This window comes from Pseudomonas sp. PVC-3-1 (assembly GCF_057444315.1).
In genome coordinates this window covers 1,909,656-1,933,186 of sequence record NZ_CM172023.1, presented here as the reverse complement: position 1 = coordinate 1,933,186, position 23,531 = coordinate 1,909,656, and the positions used below count along the sequence as shown (strand labels likewise).

Below are 23,531 nucleotides of genomic sequence, written 5' to 3'. Positions count from 1 at the left end.
CGCCGAAGGAGTGAGCATGAAAATCCTGGTAGTCCTGACCTCCCACGACCAGCTCGGCAGCACCGGCAAGAAAACCGGTTTCTGGCTCGAGGAGTTCGCCGCGCCCTACTACGTGTTCAAGGATGCCGGCGCCAGTCTGACCCTGGCGTCGCCCAAGGGCGGCCAGCCGCCACTCGACCCCAAGAGCGACGAGGAAGACGCCCAGACGCCGGCCACCCTGCGCTTCCGTCAGGACAGCGCAGCCCAGGCCGCACTGGCCAGCACCGTGAAGCTCAGCGAGGTGAAGGCCGACGACTTCGATGCCGTCTTCTACCCTGGCGGCCACGGCCCCCTCTGGGACCTGGCCGAAGACCGCACCTCGGTGGCGCTGATCGAAGCCTTCCACGCCAGCGGCAAGACCGTCTCCGCCGTCTGCCACGCCCCAGCCGTGTTCCGCCACCCGCGCGGGCTGGACGGCCAGCCGCTGGTGCAGGGCCGGCACGTCACCGGCTTCTCCAACAGCGAGGAAGATGCCGTGGGTCTCACCGACGTGGTGCCCTTCCTCGTCCAGGACATGCTCAAAGCCAATGGCGCGCGCTACAGCAAGGGCCCGAATTGGCAGAGCCATGTCGAAGTCGACCGCGGCCTGATCACGGGGCAGAACCCCGCGTCCTCGGAGGCGGTGGCCGAAGCCGTGCTGAAATTCCTCAGCTGACAACGGCTTGCGCCGCCCCGGGTGGCTATCGGGGCGGCTTTCCCGTACAATCACCCACGACCTTTCAAGGTTTTGGGGCCGATTAGGATTCGACGCCGGTAACAAAACTCGAGGGGCATGCCGAGTAGGTGACAGTTCTCGTAAATCAGCTGCCACAACTTTATAGTTGCCAACGACGACAACTACGCCCTAGCAGCCTAAGTGCCGCTAGCAGACCCTAGGGGATGCCTGTAAACCCGAAGATTAGGTCTGTCATATAGAACAGGATCGCCGCCAAGTTCGCTGTAGACGTAACGGCTAAAACTCATACAGCTCGCTCCAAGCGCCCTGCCACTCGGGCCGCAAGGAGTTAACCTAATAGAGATGGCTAAGCATGTAGAACCGACAGCGGAGAACTGGCGGACGGGGGTTCAAATCCCCCCGGCTCCACCAAATCCAAAGAAAAAGGCGCTGAGCCTCAAGCCCAGCGCCTTTTTTCTTGCCTGCGATTTGGCTAGAGCGTCAGCAAGCCCAGCCGCGGCATGAGCGGTTCGGCCTGCTCTTGCACCACCATTTCCACGCATGGCTTGCACAAACGCAGTCGCTCCGCGTTGCAGAGCAGCGGGCCGTCGTCGTCTTCGGCGCCGAACGGATCATCGATCAGCACGCCCTTGATCAGCCCCTGACGGAACAGTTCGCGGATGGCGAAGAGGTTCGCTTCGCGCGGGCCGGTCAGATCGGCGATGGATTTGAAGTCGCTTTCCGTAAGCTGGCTGAGCACGGCGGTCAGCTGGGCCTGGGAGGGTTTACGACGCATGGGGCGCTCCAGGGTAAAGCGGGGTCAAGCATGACTATCGGCTGCAAATGTTAACGCGGGATTAGCGGCCTGACAGACTGACCTGGATCAGCCTGTCAGGGGAATCTTCCTATTCAGTCGCGCGGAAGCCCCAGCTCCAGCAGTGCAAGGCGTTCTTCCAGAGCGGCGATGCGGCCTTCCAGTTCGACCAGGCGGCCTTCGTCGTGGCCGCCGCCGTCGCTGCGTTCGCTGGAGGCACGGCTGCCGCTGGCGGCGATGGCGGCCGCGCGGTCTTCCTCGGTGCCCAGCAGGTGCATGTAGCGGTCTTCGCGCTGGCCTGCCTGGCGCTCCAATTGCACGGCCATGCCACGGCCGGCGAGGCGTTCGAGCTGGTGGCGGACTTCTTCGGTGTCGTCGAAGTCGTGCATGCGCTGGCTGCGGGTGAGCAGTTCGTTGAGGGTCTGCGGGCCCCGCAGGAACAGCAGGCCGAGCAGGATGACCTGCGGCTTGACCAGCTCCAGCGCCTTGTCCAGGCGCTGCTCCCAGCGATCGGCGCGGCTGCCCATGACCAGGCGGGTCATCTCGCGGCCTTCCAGATGGCGCAGGGATTGGCCGACCTGGCCGGGGGTGATGTTCATGACCGGGTCGCGGCTGGTCTTCTGGTTGCAGGCGGTGACCAGGGAATTCAAGGTCAGCGGATAGGCTTCGGGCGTGGTGAGCTGCTTTTCGATCAGGCATCCGAGCACGCGAGCATCCACGGCGCTCAGCGGTTCGAAGTCGGGCAGTGTGTCGAGCGACTGGCTCATGGCGGTTTCCGTCAAGTTGGGAACCGCCCTAGCCTAGCCGTTTACGCCGTGTTTGGCAGCCTCAGGCAGCGCCTGCCAGCCGGCGATTCAGCGGTCGTTCAATGACCGCCCAGTGCGAGAAGGACGCCGCCAGCTCCTGTTCGCGCCCCTGTGCATCACGTCCCAGCGTGCGCCGGGCGAGGTCGCCGGTGAACCAGTTGGCGGTGTTGGCGGCCACTACGCGGCCTTCACCGTTGACCACCAGGGCCTCATGGCCCATCTGCATCAGGCTGCCCAGCAGCACGCCCTCGAACTCGTGCAGGGCGATGTCGGCGGCGGCCACGCCAATGAAGCGGCCGTCCACCTGGATCGGCACGGAGAAGGCGAGGATGTACAGGTCGGTGCCGTAGAGATCGACGAAGGGGCCGACCACCGAGGGTTGGCCACTCGCGCGCGGGCGCGAGAACCAGGGCATGTTGAGGTAGTTGTAGAAGCTCTCGCTGCGGCGGTTGAAGTTCAGGCTCATGGGGACAACCTTGTCGCCACGGCCGTGGTACCACCACTCCAGGTACATCTCCTGGTCGGTCAGCTCGCCGGGCTCGATCACCACACCAGTGCCGTGCAGGCGCGTGCCGTCATCGGTAAGGTCGTGCTGGATACGCGGTCGCAGCGCGCCCAGATCCTTCGAGGAAGGACGCTTGCCCTCCTCCGCCAGCGAACGCCAGATCGCCACGACTTCGCCCGCCAGCTCGTCGAGGCGCTGGAAAACGTTACGGATGGAAGCGTCTATGCGCTGGGCGCAGTGCTGGAGTTCATCCGTGGATTGCTCGCTGGACATGGCCGGGGCCTCGCTGTTCTTGTTATCTATCGAGCCAGAGCGGCCCGCTAAGTCGGTTCGGTGAGTCATTGCGCGCGCCCGTCCGAGCGCGCGGTGAAAGCAGCAAGCGCTGTGCCAGTCAGCCGTCGTCGGCGAGCAGGCTCAGGCGCAGGTTGATCAGACGCTTGATGCCGCGGGTGACGTGGGCTTCGGCCAGCGCGCCGGCGAGATTCGAGTCGCCAGCGCTGATCGCTTCGAGCATGGCTCGGTGCTCCTGCTCGATGATCGCCGCACCCGGGAAGCCGTCCACCGGCAGCCACAGCCACTCGCCGATCTCCGCCTGCAGGCGCGTCTCGGCGTGTGTGAGGCGCACGGACTGGGCCGCCACGGCGATCTCTATGTGGAAACGCGCATCGGCACGGCGCTGCTCCTGCCGCGTGGTGGCACTTGCCAAGGCATCGAGATACTGGGCGATGCGCGCCTGCTCATCGGCGGTGGAACGTTGCGCCGCCAGGCGTGCGGCGGCACCGGCGATAGCGACATGCTCATCGCCCAGGTCACGCAGCTCCAACGCACTCATCTGGCGCAGCTGCCCCAATAGGGCATCCTCGGAGGTGTGCTGCGGCGAGCAGACGAAACTGCCGCCATTGCGCCCGCGTCGCGTCTCGATCACACCACGCTCGCGCAACTCCGCCAGTGCATCGCGCAGGGTCACGGTGGCGACGCCGAACTGCATCGCCAACTCGCTTTCGCTGGGCAGTTGCTCGCCTTCGGCGTAGAGGCCGAGGTCGACCATCTCCACCAGCCGGCGCGCGACTTCCTCGGTGCGACCTTCCTGGCGCAGACGCATGAAGCTGGCGGGGCGGACTTTCCTGAATTCGTTCATAGGCAGCAATGCGCGGGGCGAGGACGCTTCCAGCGCGGAATATTCCTGTTCTGGAGAGGATGGCGAAGTCTACCGGCAAGCCCGGCTGCGGCTTCGCGAAAAACTATGTCTCCATATTTTTAAATCGCTTTCAGGACTTTCAGCAAGGTCTTTTGCCACGAAAACCCCTTTCAAACGCTCATTTTTCGCCCCGTATTGGCAACCGCAAAAACATAAGATATGGTTTCAAATGTATTTGCCAGCGACGGTCCGCAGGCCGTCTCCGCCAACAACAGCAAGAACGAGGAGCGATACGCATGAGCCAGCCAACCCGCGCCGAATGGGAAGCCCGCGCCAAGGCCCTGAAAATCGAAGGCCGCGCCTTCATCCAGGGCGAGTACCTTGCCGCCGCTTCCGGCGAAACCTTCGATTGCATCAGCCCGGTGGACGGACGTCTGCTGGCCAAGGTTGCCAGTTGCGATGAAGCCGATGCCGAGCGCGCCGTGCAGAGCGCCCGCGCCACCTTCGATTCCGGCGTCTGGTCGCGTGAAGCGCCGGCCACCCGCAAGGCCGTGATGATCCGCTTCGCCGCGCTGCTGGAAGAGCACGCCGAGGAACTGGCGCTGCTGGAAACCCTGGACATGGGCAAGCCCATCGGCGACTCGCTGAACGTCGATCTGCCTGGCGCCGCTGATTCGCTGCGCTGGAGTGGCGAGGCCATCGACAAGGTCTACGACGAAGTGGCCGCTACCTCCCATGATCAGCTCGGCCTGGTCACTCGCGAGCCGGTGGGCGTAGTCGCCGCCATCGTGCCGTGGAACTTCCCGCTGATGATGGCCGCCTGGAAACTCGGCCCGGCGCTGGCCACCGGCAACTCGGTGATCTTGAAGCCCTCGGAGCGCTCTCCGCTGACCGCTATCCGCATCGCCCAGCTTGCGCTGGACGCAGGCATTCCCGCCGGCGTGCTGAACGTGCTGCCCGGCTATGGCCACACCGTCGGCAAGGCACTCGCGCTGCACATGGACGTCGATACCGCGGTGTTCACCGGCTCCACCAAGATCGCCAAACAACTGATGGTCTATGCCGGCGAATCGAACATGAAGCGCGTCTGGCTGGAAGCCGGCGGCAAGAGCCCGAACATCGTCTTCGAGGATGCTCCGGACCTGCAGGCCGCCGCCGAATCCGCTGCCGCCGCCATCGCCTTCAACCAGGGCGAAGTGTGCACCGCCGGCTCGCGCCTGCTGGTGCAGAAGTCGATCAAGGCGAAATTCCTGCCGCTGGTGGTCGAGGCGCTCAAGGGCTGGAAAGCCGGCCACCCGCTGGACCCGGAAACCAACGTCGGCGCCCTGGTCGACGGCCGCCAGCTGGAGCAGGTGCTGGGCTACATCCAGGCCGGCCAGGACGAAGGCGCGAAGATCCTCACCGGCGGCAAGCGCGTGCTGGAGGAAACCGGCGGCACCTATGTTGAGCCGACCCTGTTCGACGGCGTGAGCAACGCAATGAAGATCGCCCGCGAGGAAATCTTCGGCCCAGTGCTCTCGGTCATCGAGTTCGAGGATGCCGAGGAGGCGATCCGCATCGCCAACGACACTCAGTACGGGCTGGCGGCGGCGGTCTGGACCCGCGACATCTCCAAGGCCCACCTCACCGCCCGCGCCCTGCGCGCCGGCAGCGTGTGGGTGAACATGTACGACGGCGGCGACATGACCGCGCCCTTCGGCGGCTTCAAGCAGTCGGGCAACGGTCGCGACAAGTCGCTGCACGCCTTCGACAAGTACACCGAGTTGAAGGCCACCTGGATCAAGCTGTAACGCGGTCCAGTAGACGAGAGGTTTTGAGCAAGACGGCGCGCGGCTGACCCCACGCGCCGAACAATAACAACAACGCTTTCCGTTGCACCCGATTGGTTGCCGACGCGAAAACCTCAGACAGGAAACCCACGATGAACAGCTCGATCCAGCCAGGCGCCGCCCTGGACCGCGACGCGGAGCAACTCCGCGCGCTGGGCTACACCTCCAATTTCGAACGCAGCATGACCCTGTGGCAGAACTTCGCCCTGGGCTTCACCTACCTCTCGCCGGTAGTCGGCGTGTACACCCTGTTCGGCCTGTGCCTGGCCGCCGGCGGCCCGCCGATGTTCTGGTCCTACCTGCTGGTAGGCATCGGGCAGATGCTGGTATGCCTGATCTTCTGCGAAGTGGTTTCGCAGTTCCCCATTTCCGGCGGCGTGTATCCCTGGGCGCGACGCCTGGTGGGCAAGCGCTGGGCCTGGATGGTCGGTTGGATCTACTCCGTCTCGCTGTGCGTGACCATCGCCGCCGTGGCCCTGGGTGCAGGGCCGTACATCGCCACGCTGCTCGGCTTCGAATCCACGCCGGTGACCAACACCCTGGTCGCCCTGGCGCTGACGGTGATCGCCACCCTGCTCAATCTCTCCGGCACCAAGCTGCTGGCCCGCGTGGCGATGTTCGGTTTCATCTGCGAGCTGCTCGGCGCGTTGGTAATTGGCACCTACCTGCTGATCTTCGAACGCCACCAGCCGTTCTCGGTACTGTTCAACACCTTCGATATCCGTATCGACGGCAGCTACTGGCCTGCCTTCCTGACCGCCTCGCTGGCCGGGATGTTCCTCTATTACGGTTTCGAGGCCTGCGGTGACGTCGCCGAGGAAACTCCGAACCCCAGCCGGCGCATTCCCAAGGCCATGCGCATGACCATCTGGATCGGCGGCGGCGCAGCCATCTTCGCTGCCCTGGCGCTGATCCTCGCGGTACCGGACATGCAGGCGGTGATCTCCGGCGCCGACAAGGACCCGATGACCACCATCCTCGACAACGCCTTCGGCGTGACCGGTGCGCGCCTGGTGATGGCGGTGATCATAGTCTCGTTCGTCTCCTGCGTACTCAGCCTTCAGGCTGCCGCCAGCCGCCTGCTGTACTCCTACGCCCGCGACGAGATGGTGATGGGCAGCGGCCTGCTCAAGCGCCTGTCGCCCAATACCCACGTACCGGTCGCCGCGCTGATCGCCTGTGGTGTGATCCCGTCCGTGATCGTTTGCGCCGGCTTCTATCTTCAGAACGCCATTGCCATGGTGGTGAGCTTCGCCGCCATCGGCATCTACCTGTCGTTCCAGATGATCGTCGGCGGCGCCCTGTTCGCGCGCCTGCGCGGGTGGAAACCGAGCGGCGCCTTCACCCTGGGCAACTGGGGTTGGATCGTGAACATCCTGGCGCTGACCTACGGCGTCCTGGCGATCATCAACATGTCCTGGCCGCGTACTCCGGATGCCCCCTGGTACCTGAACTACGGGATCATCCTGGTGGGCGGCATCGTGATCGTGCTGGGCCTGGCCTACATGACCCTGTTCCGTCCCTACGACAAGGGCACCGCACCCCACGGGGATGCGTGGAAGCTGCATCAGCAATAAGTGTTGAAGTGAAACGGAAACGCCCGGCAGGAAGCCGGGCGTTTTTCATTGAAGTTCAGCAGGAGCTCATCGACCACAGAACACCAGCAATCGCTGCAGAGAGGAATCCAGAGGTTCCCGGCTGGTATCGATGACCAGCTCCGGCGCCAACGGTGCCTCATAGGGCGAGTCCAACCCGGTGAAGTCGCGGATCAGCCCCTGTCGGGCCTTGCGGTACAAGCCCTTGGGGTCGCGTTCCTCGCAGGAGTCCAGGGGCGTGGCGACATGGACCTCGACAAAGGCTCCCGGTGCGAACTGCTCCCGCAGGCGATCACGGTCACGCCGGTATGGCGAGATGAACGCACATAGCACCAGCAATCCCGCATCAGCCATAAGCTTCGCCACCTCGCCTACGCGACGGATGTTCTCCATGCGATCGGCTTCGCTCATGCCCAGGTCGCGGCAAAGCCCGTGGCGCAGGTTGTCGCCGTCAAGCAGGTAGGTCTTGGTGCCAGCTGCGTGCAGCGCCACATCCAGCGCATTGGCCAGGGTGGACTTCCCCGCTCCCGACAACCCCGTGAACCAGATGCAGCCACCGCGCTGCCGCATGGCTTCGACGCGCATTTGTGTCGTGACTTTCTGATCATGCCAACGCACATCAGAGCCGGGCCCTGTGGACATTATTATTCTCTCGCACCGATGAAACGAGCAGGCTGTCGAAAGCAGTCGGCGTTTCCAATTCGCTACTTACGCCATTTTTGGGCGGAAACTTCCGAGAGGGAAGACGGGGCAAGAGTGTCGTATGCAATACACTGGGTCAACGCGTGGCCTGCAGTCGGGACTGCCGGCCTCCCCAGCAAGGCCTGGATGTGAATCATGCCGGCTCAGTGCTCGCCGTCCAAAGCCGCTCCCCCGCTCCCGGCGCTTCCATCCACTGCTTCAGCGAGCGCGTCGGCAGGTCGAAGTACTCCCGAGTGCGTGCATAACCATGCCCGCCCATGCGGCCGATGGCATCGAGGCCGAGCTGGTCGATGTAGAGCGTAGCCGGGTCGATCAGGTCGTCGCGCACGTGGGCCATCAGGACTTCGCCGAGAATGATCTCCCGCGACTGGCCAATGGACAGCGCCATCATTCGCCTGCATTCCAGCGCCACCGGCGCCTCGCCGATGCGCGGGCAGCCGACGCGGGTGCCGGGGATGGCGGTGAGACCAGCGGCGACCAGTTCGTCGAAACCTGGCTCGAAGGGCACGGCGCAGACATTCATGGCTTCCACCAGCGCATCGGAGACGATGTTCACGGTGAATTCCTGGTTCTGCCGGATGTTCAGCGTGGTGTCCTTGGGGCTCAGGTCGCTGTAGTTCTCCACGCCCAGGGCGAGGATTGGCGGGTCGGCCGAGAGGGCGTTGAAGAAGCTGAAGGGCGCGGCATTGGCGCGACCGTCGGCATCGATGGTGGTGACCAGGGCGATGGGCCGTGGCACCACGCTGCCGATAAGAATTTTGTATTTCTCGCGGGCGGACAGCTGCTGGAAGTCGAAGCTGAGCATGGGATGGTCCTTCAATGAGTCGGCGCGTCGAGCAGCGGCGCGGCGGCGCTGTACGAATCGGCAAAGGGAATCGCTGAACGGAACAACGTGCGCCACGGCGGGTTGCCGAAGGCACGCTCGGCGTGGTGCTGCATCTGCTTCTGGAACAGTGCGTCGGCGCGGCGCTGCAGGTCGGCGTAATCGACGCCGATCACCTGGCCGTCCAGCATCACGCTGCGGCCGTCGATGAAGCTGGCGATGCAGTCGTCGCCGCGGCCAGCGGTGAACAGGTTCTTCAGCGGGTCGAAGAACGGGCCCTGGTGGAAGGCACCGAGGCGGAACACCGTGACGTCTGCGCGGGCGCCGACGGCAAGGCGGCCGAGATCGTCGCGGCCCAGCGCCTGGGCGCCGCCGAGTGTCGCGGCGTTGTAGAGGTCGAGCATGCGCGTGTGTTCGGCATCGCCTTCCTTCACCCGCGCGATGTTCAGACCCTGGCGCAGGTTGTCGAGCATGTCCGCCGGGAAGGTGTCAGTCCCCATGGCGAGGTTGATGCCCCGCGCGCGGTAGCCACCGAAGGAGTCCAGCGCATCGCCTTCGCGGGCGAACACCACGGGGCAATGCACCAGGCTCGCGCCGGTGTCGGCGAGGCGCTGCAGCTCATGCTCGCCACTGTGCAGGATGCCGTGGGGCAGCACGCTGCGCGGATTGAGCAGGCCGTAACTGTCCAGCCATTGCAGCGAAGACGTGTCGCGCAGGCGACGCACCAGCTCCACTTCGTAGCGCGACTGGCAGCAGTGCAGGCGCAGCGGCGCGTTCAGTTCGTTCTGGACGGCGGCAGTGCGCTCCAGCAACGCGGGCGTGCAGGTTTCGATGCGGTCGGGCAGCAGCGCGCCGCGCACCAGCCCGTTGTGTGCGCCGTCGTAGTCGCGGAAGAAGCGCTCGGCTTCGCGCAGCCCGGCAAGGCCGGCAGCTTCATCCCAGTGCTGCGCGGCGCTGCCGTCAGCGCGGGCGTAGGTCATGCCGCTCATGTAGCAGGGCCCCAGATAGGTGCGCAGGCCCAGCTCGCCGGACAGCGCGGCGACTCCGGCAAATTCGTCGTAATGCTCAGCCCAGCGCCGGTAGTACATGGAGGTGATCGGCATGGCGGTGGTGATGCCGTTGCGGATCAGCTGGGTGAAGGCGTAGCGGTACTTGAACAGCTCCTCCTCCGCGCTGTAGCACTCGTTCGGGCCAGCGCGCAGGTATTCCTCGGACCAGACGCGCCCCATGTTCCATTCAGCGCCGTTATCCAGGGTGAGCACCGTGGAATCGAGATCGCCGAGGGCATCGAGGTCGATGAAGCCGGGGCCGATCAGCGCGTGGCCGTAGTCGATCCACTGATTCACTTCACCGGGAAAGCCGCGACCGACGAAGAGGATTTTCCCGCCCTCGAACACCACCTCACCATGGCGCCAGAGCACGTGCTGCGTGCCGTCGAAGCCGACCACGAAGCTGGCTTTCAGACCGATGCGCGGCGTGCTCACAAACGCGACTCCAGCAGGCGACCATGCTCGGCAATCAGCCTGCCGGCCTTGAATACCTGGCGCTGCGCCGGGCGCGCGACCACGGCCTCGCCGAGGGTTTCGACCGGCAGCAGGAGGAAGTCCGCTGGCGCGCCGACATCGATACGCGCCGGCTCCCGGCCCAGCGCGCGAGCACCGTTAGCAGTGGCCGCGGCGAAAGCGGCGGCAAGGTCGTCGTCCTTGCACAGATCGAAGCGGAAGGCGAGGAACATGGCGCGTTCGAGCATGTCGCCGTTGCCCATGGGCGACCAGGCATCGCGGATGCCGTCGCTGCCCAGGCACAGGTTCACGCCGGCTTCGCGCAGGGCGAGGAACGGCGGCACCGGGGTATCGGCCGGGGCGGAGCTCATCAGGGAAATGCCCAGCTCGGAGAGTCGTTCGGCCAGCGGCTCGACCTGCTCCCAGGGCGCCATGCCCAGGCAGTAGGCGTGGCTGATCATCACCTTGCCCAGCAGGCCGTGCCGCTCGGTGTAATCGGCGATACGGGCGATCTGCCAGAGGCCTAACTCACCCTTGTCGTGCAGGTGGATATCAACGCCACGGCCGAATTCCACCGCGAGGCCGAAGACGATATCCAACTGCGCGATGGGATCATCGTCGATGCCACAAGGGTCCAGGCCGCCGACGTTTTCCACGCCCAGCGCCATCGCCTCGTGCATCAGCTCGGCGGTGCCGGGGCGGCTGACCAGGCCAGTCTGCGGAAAGACCACGAACTGCATGTCGATCAGGTCGGCGTAACGTTCGCGCAGCGCCTGCATGGCGACCACATGGCGCAGGCCCAGCTCGGGGTCGATGTCCACGTGGCAACGGAAGGTCAGCGAGCCACGGGCGATGCATTGCTCCAGCAGCGCACCGGCACGCTCGGCAATCGGCGCTTCGATCTCGCGCAGCACGCGGCGCTCGTTGGCAATGTAGTCCTTGAGCGTGGGGCCGGCGCTGTTGGGCCGCCAGGGTTGGCCCCAGAGGGTCTTGTCCAGGTGGCAATGGCTCTCTACCAGTGGCGGCAGCAGGAGCTGACCGGCACCGTCGATGTCGCTCGCTTCGATGGCGGCGCCGCTGGCCGGGCGGCGCTCGGCGATGCGGCCGTTCTGGATCAGGAAATCTTCCGCCGCGCTGCCGAGCGGGCGGATGTTGCGCAGCCAGTAGCTGTCGGTCATGGGGACCTCAAACAGAAAATTGGATCGATATTCTTTTTGTAGGAGCGAGCTTGCTCGCGAACGGATTTCGCCCTGCTAACGGCGTCAGGCGTTCGCGAGCAAGCTCGCTCCTACGAGAAGCAAAAGCGAGTCGTCAGCCCTTGAGCTTGGACCAGATGCGGTCCTGCAGCTCGCGGGACTTGTTGCTGCATTCCTTTTCCAGGCGCAGCCGCTGTGCGTACTCCTCGGGCATGTTGATGGCGTCCATGACCTTCCACTTGGCGTCGAGCAACTGGTCGGTCTGGATGCCGTTGGAATAGGCGATGGCGTTGGTCACCGCCGCGGCGTTTTCCGGTTTCATCATCCAGTTGATGAAGACCTTGGCGTTCTCCGGATGCGGCGCGCTTTTCGGCACGGCAAAGTTGTCCTGGAAGGACGCCACGCCTTCGCGCGGGTAGACGTACTTGATGGTGCTCTTCTGCAGGGTGGCGCGGGCGGTGGAGCCGTTCCAGTTCTGCATCAGCACCACTTCGCCGGAGGCCATGCGGTCCACCGTGTTGTCCGAGCTGTACATCTTCAGGAAGGGTTTCTGCTTCTGCAGCAACTCGAGGATCTTCTTGGCGTCCTGCGGGTTCTCGGTGCACTCGTCGACGTTCAGATAATGCGCGGCAGCGTTGATCAGGCTGCTCGGCGTATCCAGCGCGGCGACCTGGCCCTGCAGCTCCGGACGCGGCTCGAAGAACTCCTTCCACGAATCGTCCAGCTTGCCGCCCGGCACCCGTGCGCTGTCGTAGGAGAAGCCCGTGGTGCCCCACAGGTAAGGAGCCGAGTACTTGCGCCCCGGATCGAAGGCCGGGTCGCGGAAGGCAGGCTTCACGTACTGGAAGTTGGCCAGAGATGGCGTGTCGATTTCCCGCAGCAGGTCCTGCTTGATCAGCGTCTGCATGATCGAGTGCGACGGCACGATCACGTCGTACGCGGCGCCGCCGGCCTGCAGTTTTGCCAGCAGGGTTTCGTTGCTGTCGTAGCCGTCCATGGTGACCTTGATGCCGGTCTCCTTCTCGAACTTGGCCAGCAGCTCGACCGGGTAATAGTCAGTCCAGTTGTAGAAGAACAACTGCTTGGGCTCCTCGGCCTGGGCGGCGCCCGCCGCCAGCAGAGCAAGGGACAAACCGGCAAGGCCGTGACGCAGGGCATTCAACTTCATGTGGCTCTCCGAAACGAAAGGTCAGAAAACGAAAGGTTGGCAGTCTTGATCAGGCGTCCGGTTTGCCGCGCTGGCCGAGCCAGTACGACAGCACCACGAGGACGATGGAAATCACCAGCATGAGCGTCGAGATGGCGTTGATCTCGGGCGTTACCCCGGCCTTGATGGCCGAGAAGATGTAGACCGGCAGCGTCGTCGAGCCGGGGCCGGCAACGAAGAAGGTCATGATGAAATCGTCGAGGCTGACCACGAACGCCAGCACAGCGCCGGACAGCACCGCCGGCCACAGCAGCGGCAGGGTCACCCGGCGGAACACCTGGTAAGGGCTGGCGTACAGATCGCCGGCGGCTTCCAGCAGGCTCTTGTCGAGGTCGTTCAGGCGCGCGCGGATCGGCAGGTAGGCGAAGGGAATACAGAAGCCGACGTGGGCGACGATCACCGTCAGCAAGCCGAGCTTGATGCCCAGCGACATGAACAGCAGCAGCGTGGCCACCGCGATGACGATCTCCGGCAGGATCAACGGCAGGTTGATGCCGCCCTCCACCATCCGCCGTCCGTAGAACGGCCGCGAGGTCGCCAGAGCCGCCGCCAGGGCGATCGCCGTGGACAGCACGGTGGCGAAGCCGGCGACCACCAGCGAGTTGAACGCCGCCGCCTGGATCGAGGGGTTGGCGACGATCTTGCCGTACCAGGCGAAGGAGAATTCGGTCCACACCGTGGCCGAGCGGTTGGCGTTGAAGCTGTAGGCGATCAACACGAAGATCGGCAGATACAGGTACGCCAGCACCAGCAGGCTGGTCTCGCGGGTGCCGGGGAGTTTCTTCAGGTGCTGGGCGATCATGCGTTGGCTCCTCCCAGGTGGACGGCCTTGGCGGCGCGGCGGCTATACAGGGCGAACGCGATCAGCGCGAGCAGCATGATTGCCAGCAGCAGGAACGACAGCGAACCGCCCAGGGGCCAGTTGCGCGCGGTGCCGAACTGCTGCTGGATCAGGTTGCCGATCATCAGCGTCTTGCCGCCGCCGAGAATGGCGGGGGTGATGAAGGCGCCCAGGCTCGGCACGAACACCAGCAGGGATCCGGCGATCACGCCGGGCATGGACAACGGCAGGATCACCCGGCGCAACGCCTTCCAGCGGTTGGCGCCGAGGTCGTAGGCGGCCTCGACGAGACGCCAGTCGAGCTTCTCCAGGGTCGAGTAGATCGGCAGGATCATGAACGGCAGGAAGCTGTAGACCAGCCCCACACAGACCGCGAAGTCGTTGTAGAGCAAGGTGATGCCGCCGGCCTGGGGAAACAGCGCGTTGACCGTCTGGGCGATCCAGCCGTGCTCGCGCAGGATGATCAGCCAGGCGTAGTTGCGGATCAGCAGGTTGGTCCAGAACGGGATGGTGATCAGCAGCACCATGAGGTTGCGCGAGCGCTCGCTCAGGCTGGTCATCCACAGCGCGACCGGGAAGCCGAAGAGGAAGCACAGCAGCGTGGTGCCGCCGGCCTGGAACAGCGAGCGCAGCAGCGCCTGGGCGTAGACCCAGTTGAGCTCCAAGTTGCCGTCGAAGTCTTCCTGGAAGAACAGCTGCACGTAGCTCTGGATCTGCCAGTCGGCGTGCCAGTCGACGCCGCCGTAGAGGTTGCGCGGCAGCAGGCTGATGTAACCCATGATCGCCAGCGGGATGGCGATCAGCCCGAGCAGCGTCAGCGCCACGGGGCTCAGCAGCAACAGGCGTCGGGTAGTGGGCGACTCCTTCATGCTCAGGCCTCCATCAGCAGGCAGGCCTGGGGCGGCAGATGCACCGCCACGGCCTCGCCGACGTCACGGGCGCGGCCGCCCTCGTTGCTCTCGCGCAGGGTGATCTGCGAGGCATCGGGCAGGCGGCAGCGGTACAGCGTGGCGGTGCCGACGTACATCACCGTTTCGATCACCGCGCGCAGGTGGTGCGGCTGCGAGGGGTCGACCAGCTTCGAGCGCTCCGGGCGGAAAGCCAGTTGCACGCAGGCGCTGCTCAGGCCGGCCGGCAGCTCGCAGGGGATCTCCGCCGCCATGGCGTTGGGGTGGAAGCCGCCCTGGCGCATCTGTCCGGGAAGGAAGTTGATGTCGCCGATGAACTGCGCGACGAAGCGATGGGTCGGGCGTTCGTAGATCTCGTTGGGCGTGCCGATCTGCATGATGTTGCCGTGGGACATCACGGCGATGCGGTCGGACAGGGTCAGCGCTTCTTCCTGGTCGTGGGTGACGAAGATGAAGGTGATGCCCGCCTCTTCCTGCACGCGCTTGAGTTCGATCTGCATTTCCTTGCGCAGCTTCAGGTCCAGCGCGGACAGCGGTTCGTCGAGCAGCAGCACTGATGGCTTGGGCGCCAGCGCACGAGCCAGCGCCACACGTTGTTGCTGGCCGCCGGAGAGTTCGGCCGGCTTGCGCCGAGCGAGGTGTTCCATCTGCACCAGGGCGAGCATTTCCTTTACGCGGGCCGGAATCTCGCCACGCGCCAGGCCCTGCATTTCAAGGCCGAAGGCGATGTTCTCGCTCACCGACATGTGCGGGAACAGCGCATAGCTCTGGAACACGGTGTTGATACGGCGGCGGTACGGAGGCAGGTCGTTGACCCGCTCGCCGCCGACGAGGATGTCGCCGGAGGTGACGTTCTCGAACCCGGCGATGCTGCGCAGCAGCGTGGTCTTGCCGCAGCCGGAAGGCCCCAGCAGGGTGAAGAACTCGTTATGGGCAATGTCGACCGACACTTCGTTGAGGGCGGGAGCGACGTTGGGATCATCGGTGTAGCGCTTGCTGACCCGACGCACCTCGACTGACGACGAGTGATTCATTTTGGTGCATTCCTCTTGTTTTTGTATGCAATATTTGAATGCAATCTAGAAATAGCTGATGTATTTTTCTTCTGCAACTGGTTTTGCACGGACGGTTTTGCGGCATCCTTTGACGGGTCAAGCAAGAGGCGGAGTCGGCCATGACGGAGAAACACCCCGAGTCCACGGTGGAACGCGTCTACCAAGGGGTTTACGAGGCGATCAGCAAGCGCAGCCTGCGCCCGGGCATGAAGCTCGGTGAGGCGGCGTTGGCGGATTTGTTCAAGGTCAGCCGCACTTCGGTGCGCGCGGCGCTGAAACATCTGGAAGCGGATGGACTGGTTTCCAGCGCGCTCAACAAGGGTGCGTGGGTGTCCTTACCCAGCGACGAGGAGATTCGTTCGCTGTTCGAAACGCGGCGGCTGATCGAGATCGGCATCGTCAGCGAACTCTGCCGCCGTGCGGACAGCGCGATCATCCAGGACCTGCGCGACCACGTGGCGCTGGAAGAGGCAACCCACGACCAGGACCATGCGCGCTTCGTTCATCTGCTGGGCGAGTTCCACCTCAAGCTGGCGGCGGCGCTGAACAACCCGGTGCTGCTGGACTTCTTCCGCAAGCTGATCGAGCGCGCCTCGCTCTACGCCACCACCCTGGACGACGACCAGCACGAAACCTGCCGCGGCAACGAGCACCAGCGGCTGATCGAGTACATCGAGGCGGGCAACCAGGCGGCGGCCATCGAACTGACCTGCATGCACCTGAACGCCATCGAACAGGCGATCATCAAGGCGGCGGGCAACCTGAAGGCGGACTATCACCCACTCAAGCATCTGATTGGTGGCTGAGTAACGCCACGCCGCTTTTGTGTAGGAGCGAGCTTGCTCGCGAACCGCATGACCCCATGCGATAAGCCGACATCTGTTCGCGAGCAAGCTCGCTCCTACGAAGAGCCAAAAAAACGCCCGGCATCTGCCGGGCGTTCTGCATTCAGGCAGTCGGGCCGCCCGTGATGCGATCGAAACCCCGGCGGATCTCCTCTTCGGGCAGGTTGTCACCGATGAAGACGATCACGCTCTCGCGCTGCTCGTTACCCTTCCACTCGGTGTCCCAGTCGAACCCATAGAGCCGCAGCACGCCCTGGAACACCAGGCGGCGCTCCTCGCCGGCGATGTTCAGCACACCCTTGTAGCGCAGCAGCGAGTTGCCGTGCCATTGCAGCAGGTCGTCCATGAACTCGCTGAGGCGTTCGATTTCCAGTGGCTGGTCGCTGCGCAGCACCAGGGTGGTGATGCGGTCGGTCGTGTCCGCCGCCGGGCGAACCGGCCGCAGCAGCGGGCGCAGGCCAACGTCGGCGTTAAGGTTGAAGCCGCGCACGTCGAGCAGGCGCTCCAACTCGATGGCGCCGTGCTCCACGGCGTGGATCTCAGCGCGGCGGTTGATACGCTGCAGGCGCTCCACCAGGGCATCGTACTGCTCCGGCGAGACCAGATCGCGCTTGCTCACCAGGATACGGTCGCCGAAGCCGACCTGGGCCTGGGCGATCGCCTCCTGCAGGTGGCGGTCGGCGTTGGCAGCGTCCACCAGGGTGATGATGCCGTCGAGCAGGTAGCGCTCGCGCAAGGTTTCATCGACGAAAAAGGTCTGCGCCACCGGGGCCGGGTCGGCCAGGCCGGTGCACTCGATCACCACACGGTCGAAGTCCAGTTCACCGCTGTCGCGGCGCTCCAGCAGAACGTAGAGCGCGCGCTCAAGGTCACTATTGATGGTGCAGCAGACGCAGCCGTTGGACAGCGTCGTCACCTGAACCGCGTCGTCGCCGAGCAATTGAGCGTCGATGGGCGTCTCGCTGAACTCGTTCTCGATTACGGCGATCTTCAGGCCATGCTCGGCCTTGAGAATGTGCTTGAGCAGGGTGGTCTTGCCGGCCCCGAGGAAGCCGGTGAGGACAGTCACCGGAATCTGCGGTGCGCTTGCGGAATCGGTCATGGGAACATCCAGGCAATCGGAAAAGAAAACGGGCCGCGATCGCTCGCGGCCCGTCCAACGATCAATGAAACGTCGGCGAGGCAGCCGAGGCAAGGCGCCAGGGGCCGTAGAAAGCGCAGTCTACTTCAGTAGAGGAGCATTTTTCCGGCCCCTGGCAACGCAGCATCGGCCACGCAGCCAGTTTCATCGCATCAGCAGCAGCGGATCGGCCTACCCTTGCCGCCGCCGTAGCGCGCTTCCTGGCGCTCGCGGAAGAACTCCTCGTAGGTCATCGGAGTCTTGTCCGGGTGCTTGTTCTGCATGTGCTGAACGTAGGTGTCGTAATCGGGCATGCCGACCAGCATGCGTGCGGCCTGCCCGAGATACTTACCCATGCGGCTGAGGTCGTTGAACATGATGTTCCTCCGTCAGGCATCCGGGATCGGCTGGAACGGAGCTTCCTTGTCGGTGCGCTCCTTCTTGGTCCAGGCGCTGGCGCCCACCTTGATCGCGTACACCAGCACGCTGAACACCACCAGCAGGAACAGCACGGTGAGGCCGGCGTTGATGTAGGCGTTCATCATCACGTGCTGCATCTGGCCGATGTCCTTGGCCGGGGCGATGATCTGGCCGGCATCCAGGCCGGCGGAGTACTTCTTGCCCAGGGCGATGAAGCCCACGGCCGGGTTGCTGTCGAACAGTTTGATCAGGCCGGCGGTGGTGGTGCAGATCAGCAGCCAGGCAGCCGGCAGGGCGGTCACCCAGACGTACTGCTGGCGCTTCATCTTGATCAGCACGACGGTGGCGAGCATCAGCGCGATGCCGGCGAGCATCTGGTTGGAGATGCCGAACAGCGGCCACAGCGTGTTGATGCCACCCAGCGGATCGACCACGCCCTGATACAGCAACCAGCCCCACAGCGCGACGCAACCACCGGTGCCGATGATGTTGGCGGTCCAGGATTCGGTCTTCTTCAGCGCCGGGACGAAGTTGCCCAGCAGGTCCTGCAGCATGAAGCGCCCGGCGCGAGTGCCGGCGTCCACCGCGGTGAGGATGAACAGAGCCTCGAAGAGGATCGCGAAGTGGTACCAGAAGGCCATGGTGTTCTCACCCGGCAGCACCTGGTGGAGGATGTGCGCGATGCCCACGGCAAGAGTCGGCGCACCACCGGCACGGGCCAGGATGGTGGTCTCGCCGATGTCCTTGGCGGTCTGCGTCAGCACTTCCGGAGTGATGGTGAAGCCCCAGCTGCTGACGGTCGCGGCAACCGCGGTGACGTCAGTACCGACCACGGCCGGCGGGCTGTTCATGGCGAAGTAGATGCCCGGTTCGATGACCGAGGCGGCGACCATCGCCATGATGGCCACGAAGGACTCCATCAGCATGCCGCCGTAGCCGATGTAGCGGGCGTCGGGCTCGCGGTTGAGCAGCTTGGGCGTGGTGCCCGAGGAGATCAGCGCGTGGAAGCCGGAGACGGCGCCACAGGCGATGGTGATGAACAGGAACGGGAACAGGCCGCCCTTCCACACCGGGCCGGTGCCGTCGGTGAACTGAGTCAGCGCCGGCATCTTCAGCTCCGGCGAGACGATCACGATGCCGATCGCCAGGGCGACGATGGTGCCGATCTTGAGGAAGGTCGACAGGTAGTCACGCGGGGCCAGCAGCAGCCAGACCGGCAGGACCGAGGCAATAGCGCCGTAGGCGATCAGCATCCAGACGATCTGCACGCCATGGAAGGTGAACACCGGGGCCCACTCGGGGCTGGCGGCGATCTGCCCGCCGAGCCAGATGGAACCCAGCAGCAGCACAATGCCGACCACGGAAATCTCGCCGATGCGGCCCGGGCGGATGTAGCGCATGTACACGCCCATGAACAGCGCGATCGGGATGGTCGCCAGCACGGTGAACATGCCCCACGGGCTTTCGGCCAGGGCCTTCACCACGATGAGCGCGAGCACCGCGAGGATGATGATCATGATCAGGAACGCGCCGAACAGAGCGATGGTCCCCGCCACCTGCCCCATTTCCTCGCGTACCAGTTCACCCAGCGAACGCCCGTTGCGGCGACTGGAAATGAACAGAACCATGAAATCCTGCACGGCGCCGGCCAGCACCACGCCGGCGATCAGCCAGAGCGTGCCGGGCAGGTATCCCATCTGCGCAGCCAGTACGGGACCGACTAGGGGGCCGGCGCCGGCGATGGCGGCGAAGTGGTGACCGAAGAGGATGTGCTTGTTGGTCGGGACGTAGTCCAGACCGTCGTTGTTGAGGACCGCGGGGGTCGCTCGGTTGGGGTCCAGTTGCATCACCTTGGTGGCGATGAAAAGGCTGTAGTAGCGGTAGGCGACCAGGTAAATGGCGACCGCCGCGACGACGATCCACAGTGCGTTGATGGCTTCGCCGCGACGTAGTGCCACGACTCCCAAGGCAAATGCACCGACTATCGCCACCGCCAGCCAGGCGAGGTGACGTAGCAGGCTGTTGTTATTGTTCATAGCGAGGCTTCCGACAGTTTGAAGGCGAGAATTCGCAGAAAAATTCTAGTCTTTTCCCGCGACCCATTCATACGACCTTAGTCTAGGGTGATTGCGCGCTTATTGCCGGAAGTCAACGTGCTCCGACCCTGGAGTCAGGAAATGAAAAGGCCCGCCTGGGGCGGGCCTTTTCAGGCTGCGACAGATCGTCAGGCCGGCTGCTTGGCGTACTGCGCCAGCGTCTGGTCACGGCTCATTACGGCCAGGGTGTTGTTGAGCACCTGCTCACCGGTGGCGTCCTTGGAAGTGAAGATCTCACCGAAGTGCTGCTGGGTGACCTGGGCGAAGTGCGCGCGGTCCCGGGTGGGAATGCCGAGCAGGACAGCGTAGGCATCCAGTGCCTCGCCATGTCCCTGGGCCATGTTCTCGGCAATGTTGTCGAGCATGCCGTTCATGGCGAAGATCGAGCGACCGCCGTAGGTGATGCGCTGGCTGGCGTCGCAACCGTTGGTGCCGGAGGTCAGGCCGAAGGTGGCGTTGCCCGAGGTGCCGTTGGTGGTGGTGGCCAGCAGGTGCGGGAACAGGCCGCGCTGGCCGTCGAAGACCATGTTGCCCCAGCCGCAACCCTTGCCGCTCTGGCCGGCTTCGTCCGCGTGCGCCGCCAGGCTGGCAACGCTGATAACCCCAAAAATCAGACCCTTGATGAGTTTATTGTCCATGCTCTGCACTCCGCAGTTGTAGTGGTTAAACGCACATGGAGCTTTGGCGAGGGTCCGCATACTGTCAAACCCGCGCGGGCTGTGTCTGACGGACGAAACGTCAGCAATCAGTGTACGACGCGTCAGTATGGGCTTGCGTCTATAGTGAGGCGAAGCAGAAACGGCCGGAGAGCCACGACATGACTGACGATCACGACGAGCGCCGGCGATTCCAGCGCATCGCCTTCGACGCCGGCACCGAGATCAGCCAGGGCGACCTGCGCTGGAAGGTGACGCTGCTGGACCTGTCCCTGCAAGGACTGCTGGTGCAACGCCCGGAACACTGGAGCATCGTCGCGCAGGAGCCGGTGCAGGTACGCATCTACCTGGGCTTCGACGTCAACGTCTATATGGAGGCAGACCTGGCCTGGGAGCGGGAGGGTCTGCTGGGCTTCAACTGCCGGCACATCGACCTGGATTCCATCAGTCACCTGCGCCGCCTGGTCGAGCTGAACCTGGGGGATGAATCATTGCTGGAGCGCGAACTCACGCTACTCAGCGAACACTGATCCAACCGTGTAGGAGCGAGCTTGCTCGCGAACCGTCTGACACCGGAGCAGCCGGTGAGAGTTCGCGAGCAAGCTCGCTCCTACAGAAAGCCGCTATTCGAACAACGCATCCAGCGCCTGCTCCAGGCGCGTCACGGCGATCACCTGCAGGCCCGGCGGCGACTCCTTCGGCGCATTGCCCTTGGGTACGATGGCGCGCTTGAAGCCGTGCTTGGCCGCTTCCTTCAGACGTTCCTGGCCGCTGGGCACGGGGCGCACCTCGCCGGACAGACCGACTTCGCCAAACACCAGCAACTGGTGATCCAGCGGCCGGTTGCGCAGGCTGGACATCACCGCCGCCATCAGCGCCAGGTCCGACGCTGTTTCCAGCACCTTCACACCGCCAACCACGTTGAGGAACACGTCCTGGTCGTAGGTCGGGATGCCGCCATGGCGGTGCAGCACCGCCAGCAGCATGGCCAGTCGGTTCTGGTCCAGGCCCAGGGTCACGCGGCGCGGGTTGGCCAGGTGGCTGGTATCCACCAGCGCCTGCACTTCCACCAGCATCGGCCGCGAGCCTTCCCAGGTGGCCATGACCACGCTGCCCGGCACTGATTCCTGGGCGCGGGTGAGGAAGATTGCCGACGGGTTGGACACTTCCTTCAGGCCACGGTCGGTCATGGCGAATACGCCCAGTTCGTTCACCGCGCCGAAGCGGTTCTTCACCGCCCGCAACAGGCGCAGGCGGCCGTCGGATTCACCCTCGAAATACAGCACCGTATCGACCATGTGCTCGAGCACGCGCGGGCCGGCCAGCGAACCCTCCTTGGTAACGTGGCCGACCAGGAAGATCGCCGTGCCGCTCTGCTTGGCGAAACGCACCAGCAACGCCGCGCTCTCGCGCACCTGGGCGACACCGCCAGGGGCCGATTGCAGTTGTTCCGTGAAGATGGTCTGGATCGAGTCAATCACCATCACCTTCGGCTGCTCCTGGCGCGCCGTGGCGATGATGGTCTCGATGCAGGTCTCGGTCATCACCTTGAGCTTGTCTTCGGGCAAACCCAGACGACGGGCGCGCATGGCGACCTGCTGCTGGGATTCCTCGCCGGTGACGTAGAGCGCCGGCAGGCGCGTGGCGATGTTGCAGAGAGTCTGCAGGAGGATGGTGGACTTGCCGATGCCGGGGTCGCCGCCGATCAGCACCACCGAGCCGTCGACCAGGCCGCCGCCGAGGGCGCGGTCCAGTTCCGCCGAGGCGGTGGAGAAGCGGGGCATTTCCTCGACGCTGACTTCGGCGAGGGTCTTGATGTTGGCCTGCTGGCCGGCCCAACCGCCGCGGCCGGAGCTGGAGCTGCCGGAACCGCCGGTGGGCGTGGTGTCGATGACGGTCTCGACCAGAGTGTTCCAGGCGCCGCAATCAGGGCATTGGCCGGCCCATTTCGGGTAGGTGGCGCCGCACTCGGTGCAGCCGTACATGCGCTTGGCCTTGGCCATGGGGGACTTCCGTCGAATACAAAGTCCGCATCATAAGCCAATCGGGTGGAAGGCTTCAGAACCTATTTACGGTCTCGCGAGCTAGAACAGACCTGCGTTGAAATTGGTTGAGGGGGGGCGGAGTTTACACGCAGCAAATGAGCCCCCCGAGTCCGGTTTCAACGCAATTCTGCCGATGCGCAGCAGGCCGTAGACAGGGTCTTAGCTCGCCAGGCGGCGGTACTGACTTTCCATATCGTGCTTGAGGCTCTCGCGGCGCATCAGCAGCGAGGCCAGGGTGCAGTCGGGGCGTTCGATGCCTTCCTCCACGCGGCCGATACGCTGGTCCAGCAGCTCGTATTGCAGCTTCAGGCGAACCAGGCGTTCCTGCGCGCGCAGGGCTTCGACATTGCGTTTGGGGAGCTTGGTGACGGACTTGCCAGAGGACGAAATGGCTTTACGCATGGCGGTGGCACCGATTGGAAAGAGATGATGGGAGCCTACGCCTCGCTCCGACGCACACCCTTGACTCTGATCAAGCTCAACCGGATCGCTTGAGCAGGTCGGCGATCTCGTCCTTCAGCGCCACACGTTGCAGTTTGAGGGAATTCAGAGCGAGGTCATCCATCGCTGCGCGACCGTCCTCGATGTCGTAGATTTTCTTGTCCAGCTCCTCGTAGCTGGCGGCCATGCGGGTGAAATTCGCGTCCTTTCCATGCAAGCGGGTCATCAGGGACTTCTGGTCGGGGAATTCACGGGACAGGGGATGATGCTCGAGCGGCATGGCGGGCCTCCTT

The 23,531-nt window shown here is 64.4% G+C and carries 24 protein-coding genes and 1 other RNA gene; 6 read left to right on the top strand and 19 right to left on the bottom strand.

The genetic code is table 11. From position 1 onward, the window contains the following. Window positions 1-16: 16 nt before the first annotated feature. On the top strand, window positions 17-694 hold the full coding sequence (locus AC2T4A_RS08940; protein ID WP_416750131.1) for a type 1 glutamine amidotransferase domain-containing protein: 678 nt from the start codon (window positions 17-19) through the stop codon (window positions 692-694). A gap of 74 nt (window positions 695-768) precedes the next feature. Further along, window positions 769-1,126: a transfer-messenger RNA gene (ssrA, locus tag AC2T4A_RS08935) on the top strand. Window positions 1,127-1,187: 61 nt separating this feature from the next. Here the strand turns inward: ssrA and AC2T4A_RS08930 are convergent. The 4 genes from AC2T4A_RS08930 to AC2T4A_RS08915 form a co-directional block, all read right to left on the bottom strand. Then, entirely contained in the window at window positions 1,188-1,490 is a 303-nt protein-coding gene (locus tag AC2T4A_RS08930) for a hypothetical protein (protein WP_486743129.1), read from the bottom strand. 113 nt (window positions 1,491-1,603) lie between these two features. Next, window positions 1,604-2,275, bottom strand: a complete 672-nt coding sequence (locus tag AC2T4A_RS08925) for a YceH family protein (RefSeq protein WP_416750133.1) — start codon at window positions 2,273-2,275, stop codon at window positions 1,604-1,606. A gap of 61 nt (window positions 2,276-2,336) precedes the next feature. Continuing rightward, window positions 2,337-3,092: a cache domain-containing protein gene (locus AC2T4A_RS08920; RefSeq protein ID WP_486743128.1), complete on the bottom strand. Its 756-nt coding sequence runs from the start codon at window positions 3,090-3,092 to the stop codon at window positions 2,337-2,339. Window positions 3,093-3,210: 118 nt separating this feature from the next. Further along, window positions 3,211-3,957: a FadR/GntR family transcriptional regulator gene (locus AC2T4A_RS08915; protein WP_416750136.1), complete on the bottom strand. Its 747-nt coding sequence runs from the start codon at window positions 3,955-3,957 to the stop codon at window positions 3,211-3,213. A 296-nt stretch (window positions 3,958-4,253) separates the two neighbouring features. Here AC2T4A_RS08915 and AC2T4A_RS08910 point away from each other — a divergent pair, with 296 nt between their 5' ends. Both AC2T4A_RS08910 and AC2T4A_RS08905 read left to right on the top strand, forming a co-directional pair. Beyond that, complete coding sequence (locus AC2T4A_RS08910) at window positions 4,254-5,747, top strand: aldehyde dehydrogenase (RefSeq protein WP_486743127.1); 1,494 nt, start codon at window positions 4,254-4,256, stop codon at window positions 5,745-5,747. 131 nt (window positions 5,748-5,878) lie between these two features. Next, window positions 5,879-7,363: an APC family permease gene (locus AC2T4A_RS08905; RefSeq protein WP_416750140.1), complete on the top strand. Its 1,485-nt coding sequence runs from the start codon at window positions 5,879-5,881 to the stop codon at window positions 7,361-7,363. 66 nt (window positions 7,364-7,429) lie between these two features. Here AC2T4A_RS08905 and cysC read toward each other — a convergent pair whose 3' ends face one another. The 8 genes from cysC to AC2T4A_RS08865 form a co-directional block, all read right to left on the bottom strand. After that, window positions 7,430-8,023: an adenylyl-sulfate kinase gene (cysC, locus tag AC2T4A_RS08900; RefSeq protein ID WP_486743126.1), complete on the bottom strand. Its 594-nt coding sequence runs from the start codon at window positions 8,021-8,023 to the stop codon at window positions 7,430-7,432. 193 nt (window positions 8,024-8,216) lie between these two features. Next, a complete protein-coding gene (locus AC2T4A_RS08895; protein WP_486743125.1) occupies window positions 8,217-8,888 on the bottom strand; it encodes a flavin reductase family protein in 672 nt (223 codons plus the stop codon). An 11-nt stretch (window positions 8,889-8,899) separates the two neighbouring features. Then, the gene (locus AC2T4A_RS08890) at window positions 8,900-10,390 is read right to left on the bottom strand and encodes an amidohydrolase family protein (RefSeq protein ID WP_486743124.1); all 1,491 of its coding nucleotides are present in this window, start codon (window positions 10,388-10,390) and stop codon (window positions 8,900-8,902) included. Further along, a complete protein-coding gene (locus AC2T4A_RS08885) occupies window positions 10,387-11,586 on the bottom strand; it encodes an amidohydrolase family protein (protein ID WP_486743123.1) in 1,200 nt (399 codons plus the stop codon). The genes AC2T4A_RS08890 and AC2T4A_RS08885 overlap by 4 nt, the downstream gene beginning before the upstream one ends. A 133-nt stretch (window positions 11,587-11,719) precedes the next feature. Continuing rightward, a complete protein-coding gene (locus tag AC2T4A_RS08880) occupies window positions 11,720-12,772 on the bottom strand; it encodes an extracellular solute-binding protein (RefSeq protein ID WP_478379284.1) in 1,053 nt (350 codons plus the stop codon). A gap of 49 nt (window positions 12,773-12,821) precedes the next feature. Beyond that, on the bottom strand, window positions 12,822-13,613 hold the full coding sequence (locus AC2T4A_RS08875) for an ABC transporter permease (protein ID WP_416750147.1): 792 nt from the start codon (window positions 13,611-13,613) through the stop codon (window positions 12,822-12,824). Further along, window positions 13,610-14,521 carry an ABC transporter permease gene (locus AC2T4A_RS08870; RefSeq protein WP_171049504.1) on the bottom strand — a complete coding sequence of 304 codons (912 nt, stop codon included), beginning with the start codon at window positions 14,519-14,521 and terminating at the stop codon, window positions 13,610-13,612. The genes AC2T4A_RS08875 and AC2T4A_RS08870 overlap by 4 nt, the downstream gene beginning before the upstream one ends. 2 nt (window positions 14,522-14,523) lie before the next feature. Continuing rightward, window positions 14,524-15,594, bottom strand: coding sequence for an ABC transporter ATP-binding protein (locus tag AC2T4A_RS08865; RefSeq protein WP_486743122.1), 1,071 nt, complete (start codon window positions 15,592-15,594; stop codon window positions 14,524-14,526). Window positions 15,595-15,734: 140 nt separating this feature from the next. Here AC2T4A_RS08865 and AC2T4A_RS08860 point away from each other — a divergent pair, with 140 nt between their 5' ends. Then, window positions 15,735-16,421, top strand: a complete 687-nt coding sequence (locus tag AC2T4A_RS08860) for a GntR family transcriptional regulator (RefSeq protein ID WP_478379282.1) — start codon at window positions 15,735-15,737, stop codon at window positions 16,419-16,421. Window positions 16,422-16,563: 142 nt separating this feature from the next. Here the strand turns inward: AC2T4A_RS08860 and yjiA are convergent, their stop codons facing one another. The 4 genes from yjiA to AC2T4A_RS08840 form a co-directional block, all read right to left on the bottom strand. Beyond that, entirely contained in the window at window positions 16,564-17,562 is a 999-nt protein-coding gene (gene yjiA, locus AC2T4A_RS08855) for a GTPase (protein ID WP_478379281.1), read from the bottom strand. A gap of 191 nt (window positions 17,563-17,753) precedes the next feature. Beyond that, window positions 17,754-17,957, bottom strand: a complete 204-nt coding sequence (locus AC2T4A_RS08850) for a YbdD/YjiX family protein (protein WP_015478970.1) — start codon at window positions 17,955-17,957, stop codon at window positions 17,754-17,756. Between the two features lie 12 nt (window positions 17,958-17,969). Continuing rightward, the gene (locus AC2T4A_RS08845) at window positions 17,970-20,036 is read right to left on the bottom strand and encodes a carbon starvation CstA family protein (RefSeq protein WP_416750153.1); all 2,067 of its coding nucleotides are present in this window, start codon (window positions 20,034-20,036) and stop codon (window positions 17,970-17,972) included. A gap of 188 nt (window positions 20,037-20,224) precedes the next feature. Beyond that, on the bottom strand, window positions 20,225-20,734 hold the full coding sequence (locus tag AC2T4A_RS08840; protein ID WP_486743121.1) for a DUF3015 domain-containing protein: 510 nt from the start codon (window positions 20,732-20,734) through the stop codon (window positions 20,225-20,227). Between the two features lie 179 nt (window positions 20,735-20,913). Here AC2T4A_RS08840 and AC2T4A_RS08835 point away from each other — a divergent pair, with 179 nt between their 5' ends. Further along, complete coding sequence (locus AC2T4A_RS08835) at window positions 20,914-21,282, top strand: PilZ domain-containing protein (RefSeq protein ID WP_045216617.1); 369 nt, start codon at window positions 20,914-20,916, stop codon at window positions 21,280-21,282. Between the two features lie 93 nt (window positions 21,283-21,375). Here AC2T4A_RS08835 and radA read toward each other — a convergent pair whose 3' ends face one another. From radA to AC2T4A_RS08820, 3 genes are all read right to left on the bottom strand, one after another. After that, window positions 21,376-22,755, bottom strand: a complete 1,380-nt coding sequence (gene radA / locus AC2T4A_RS08830) for a DNA repair protein RadA (protein ID WP_037015294.1) — start codon at window positions 22,753-22,755, stop codon at window positions 21,376-21,378. A 201-nt stretch (window positions 22,756-22,956) separates the two neighbouring features. After that, the gene (locus tag AC2T4A_RS08825) at window positions 22,957-23,199 is read right to left on the bottom strand and encodes a hypothetical protein (protein ID WP_253445373.1); all 243 of its coding nucleotides are present in this window, start codon (window positions 23,197-23,199) and stop codon (window positions 22,957-22,959) included. Between the two features lie 76 nt (window positions 23,200-23,275). Further along, complete coding sequence (locus AC2T4A_RS08820) at window positions 23,276-23,518, bottom strand: HP1242/YdcH family protein (RefSeq protein ID WP_416750155.1); 243 nt, start codon at window positions 23,516-23,518, stop codon at window positions 23,276-23,278. Between the last annotated feature and the right edge of the window lie 13 nt (window positions 23,519-23,531).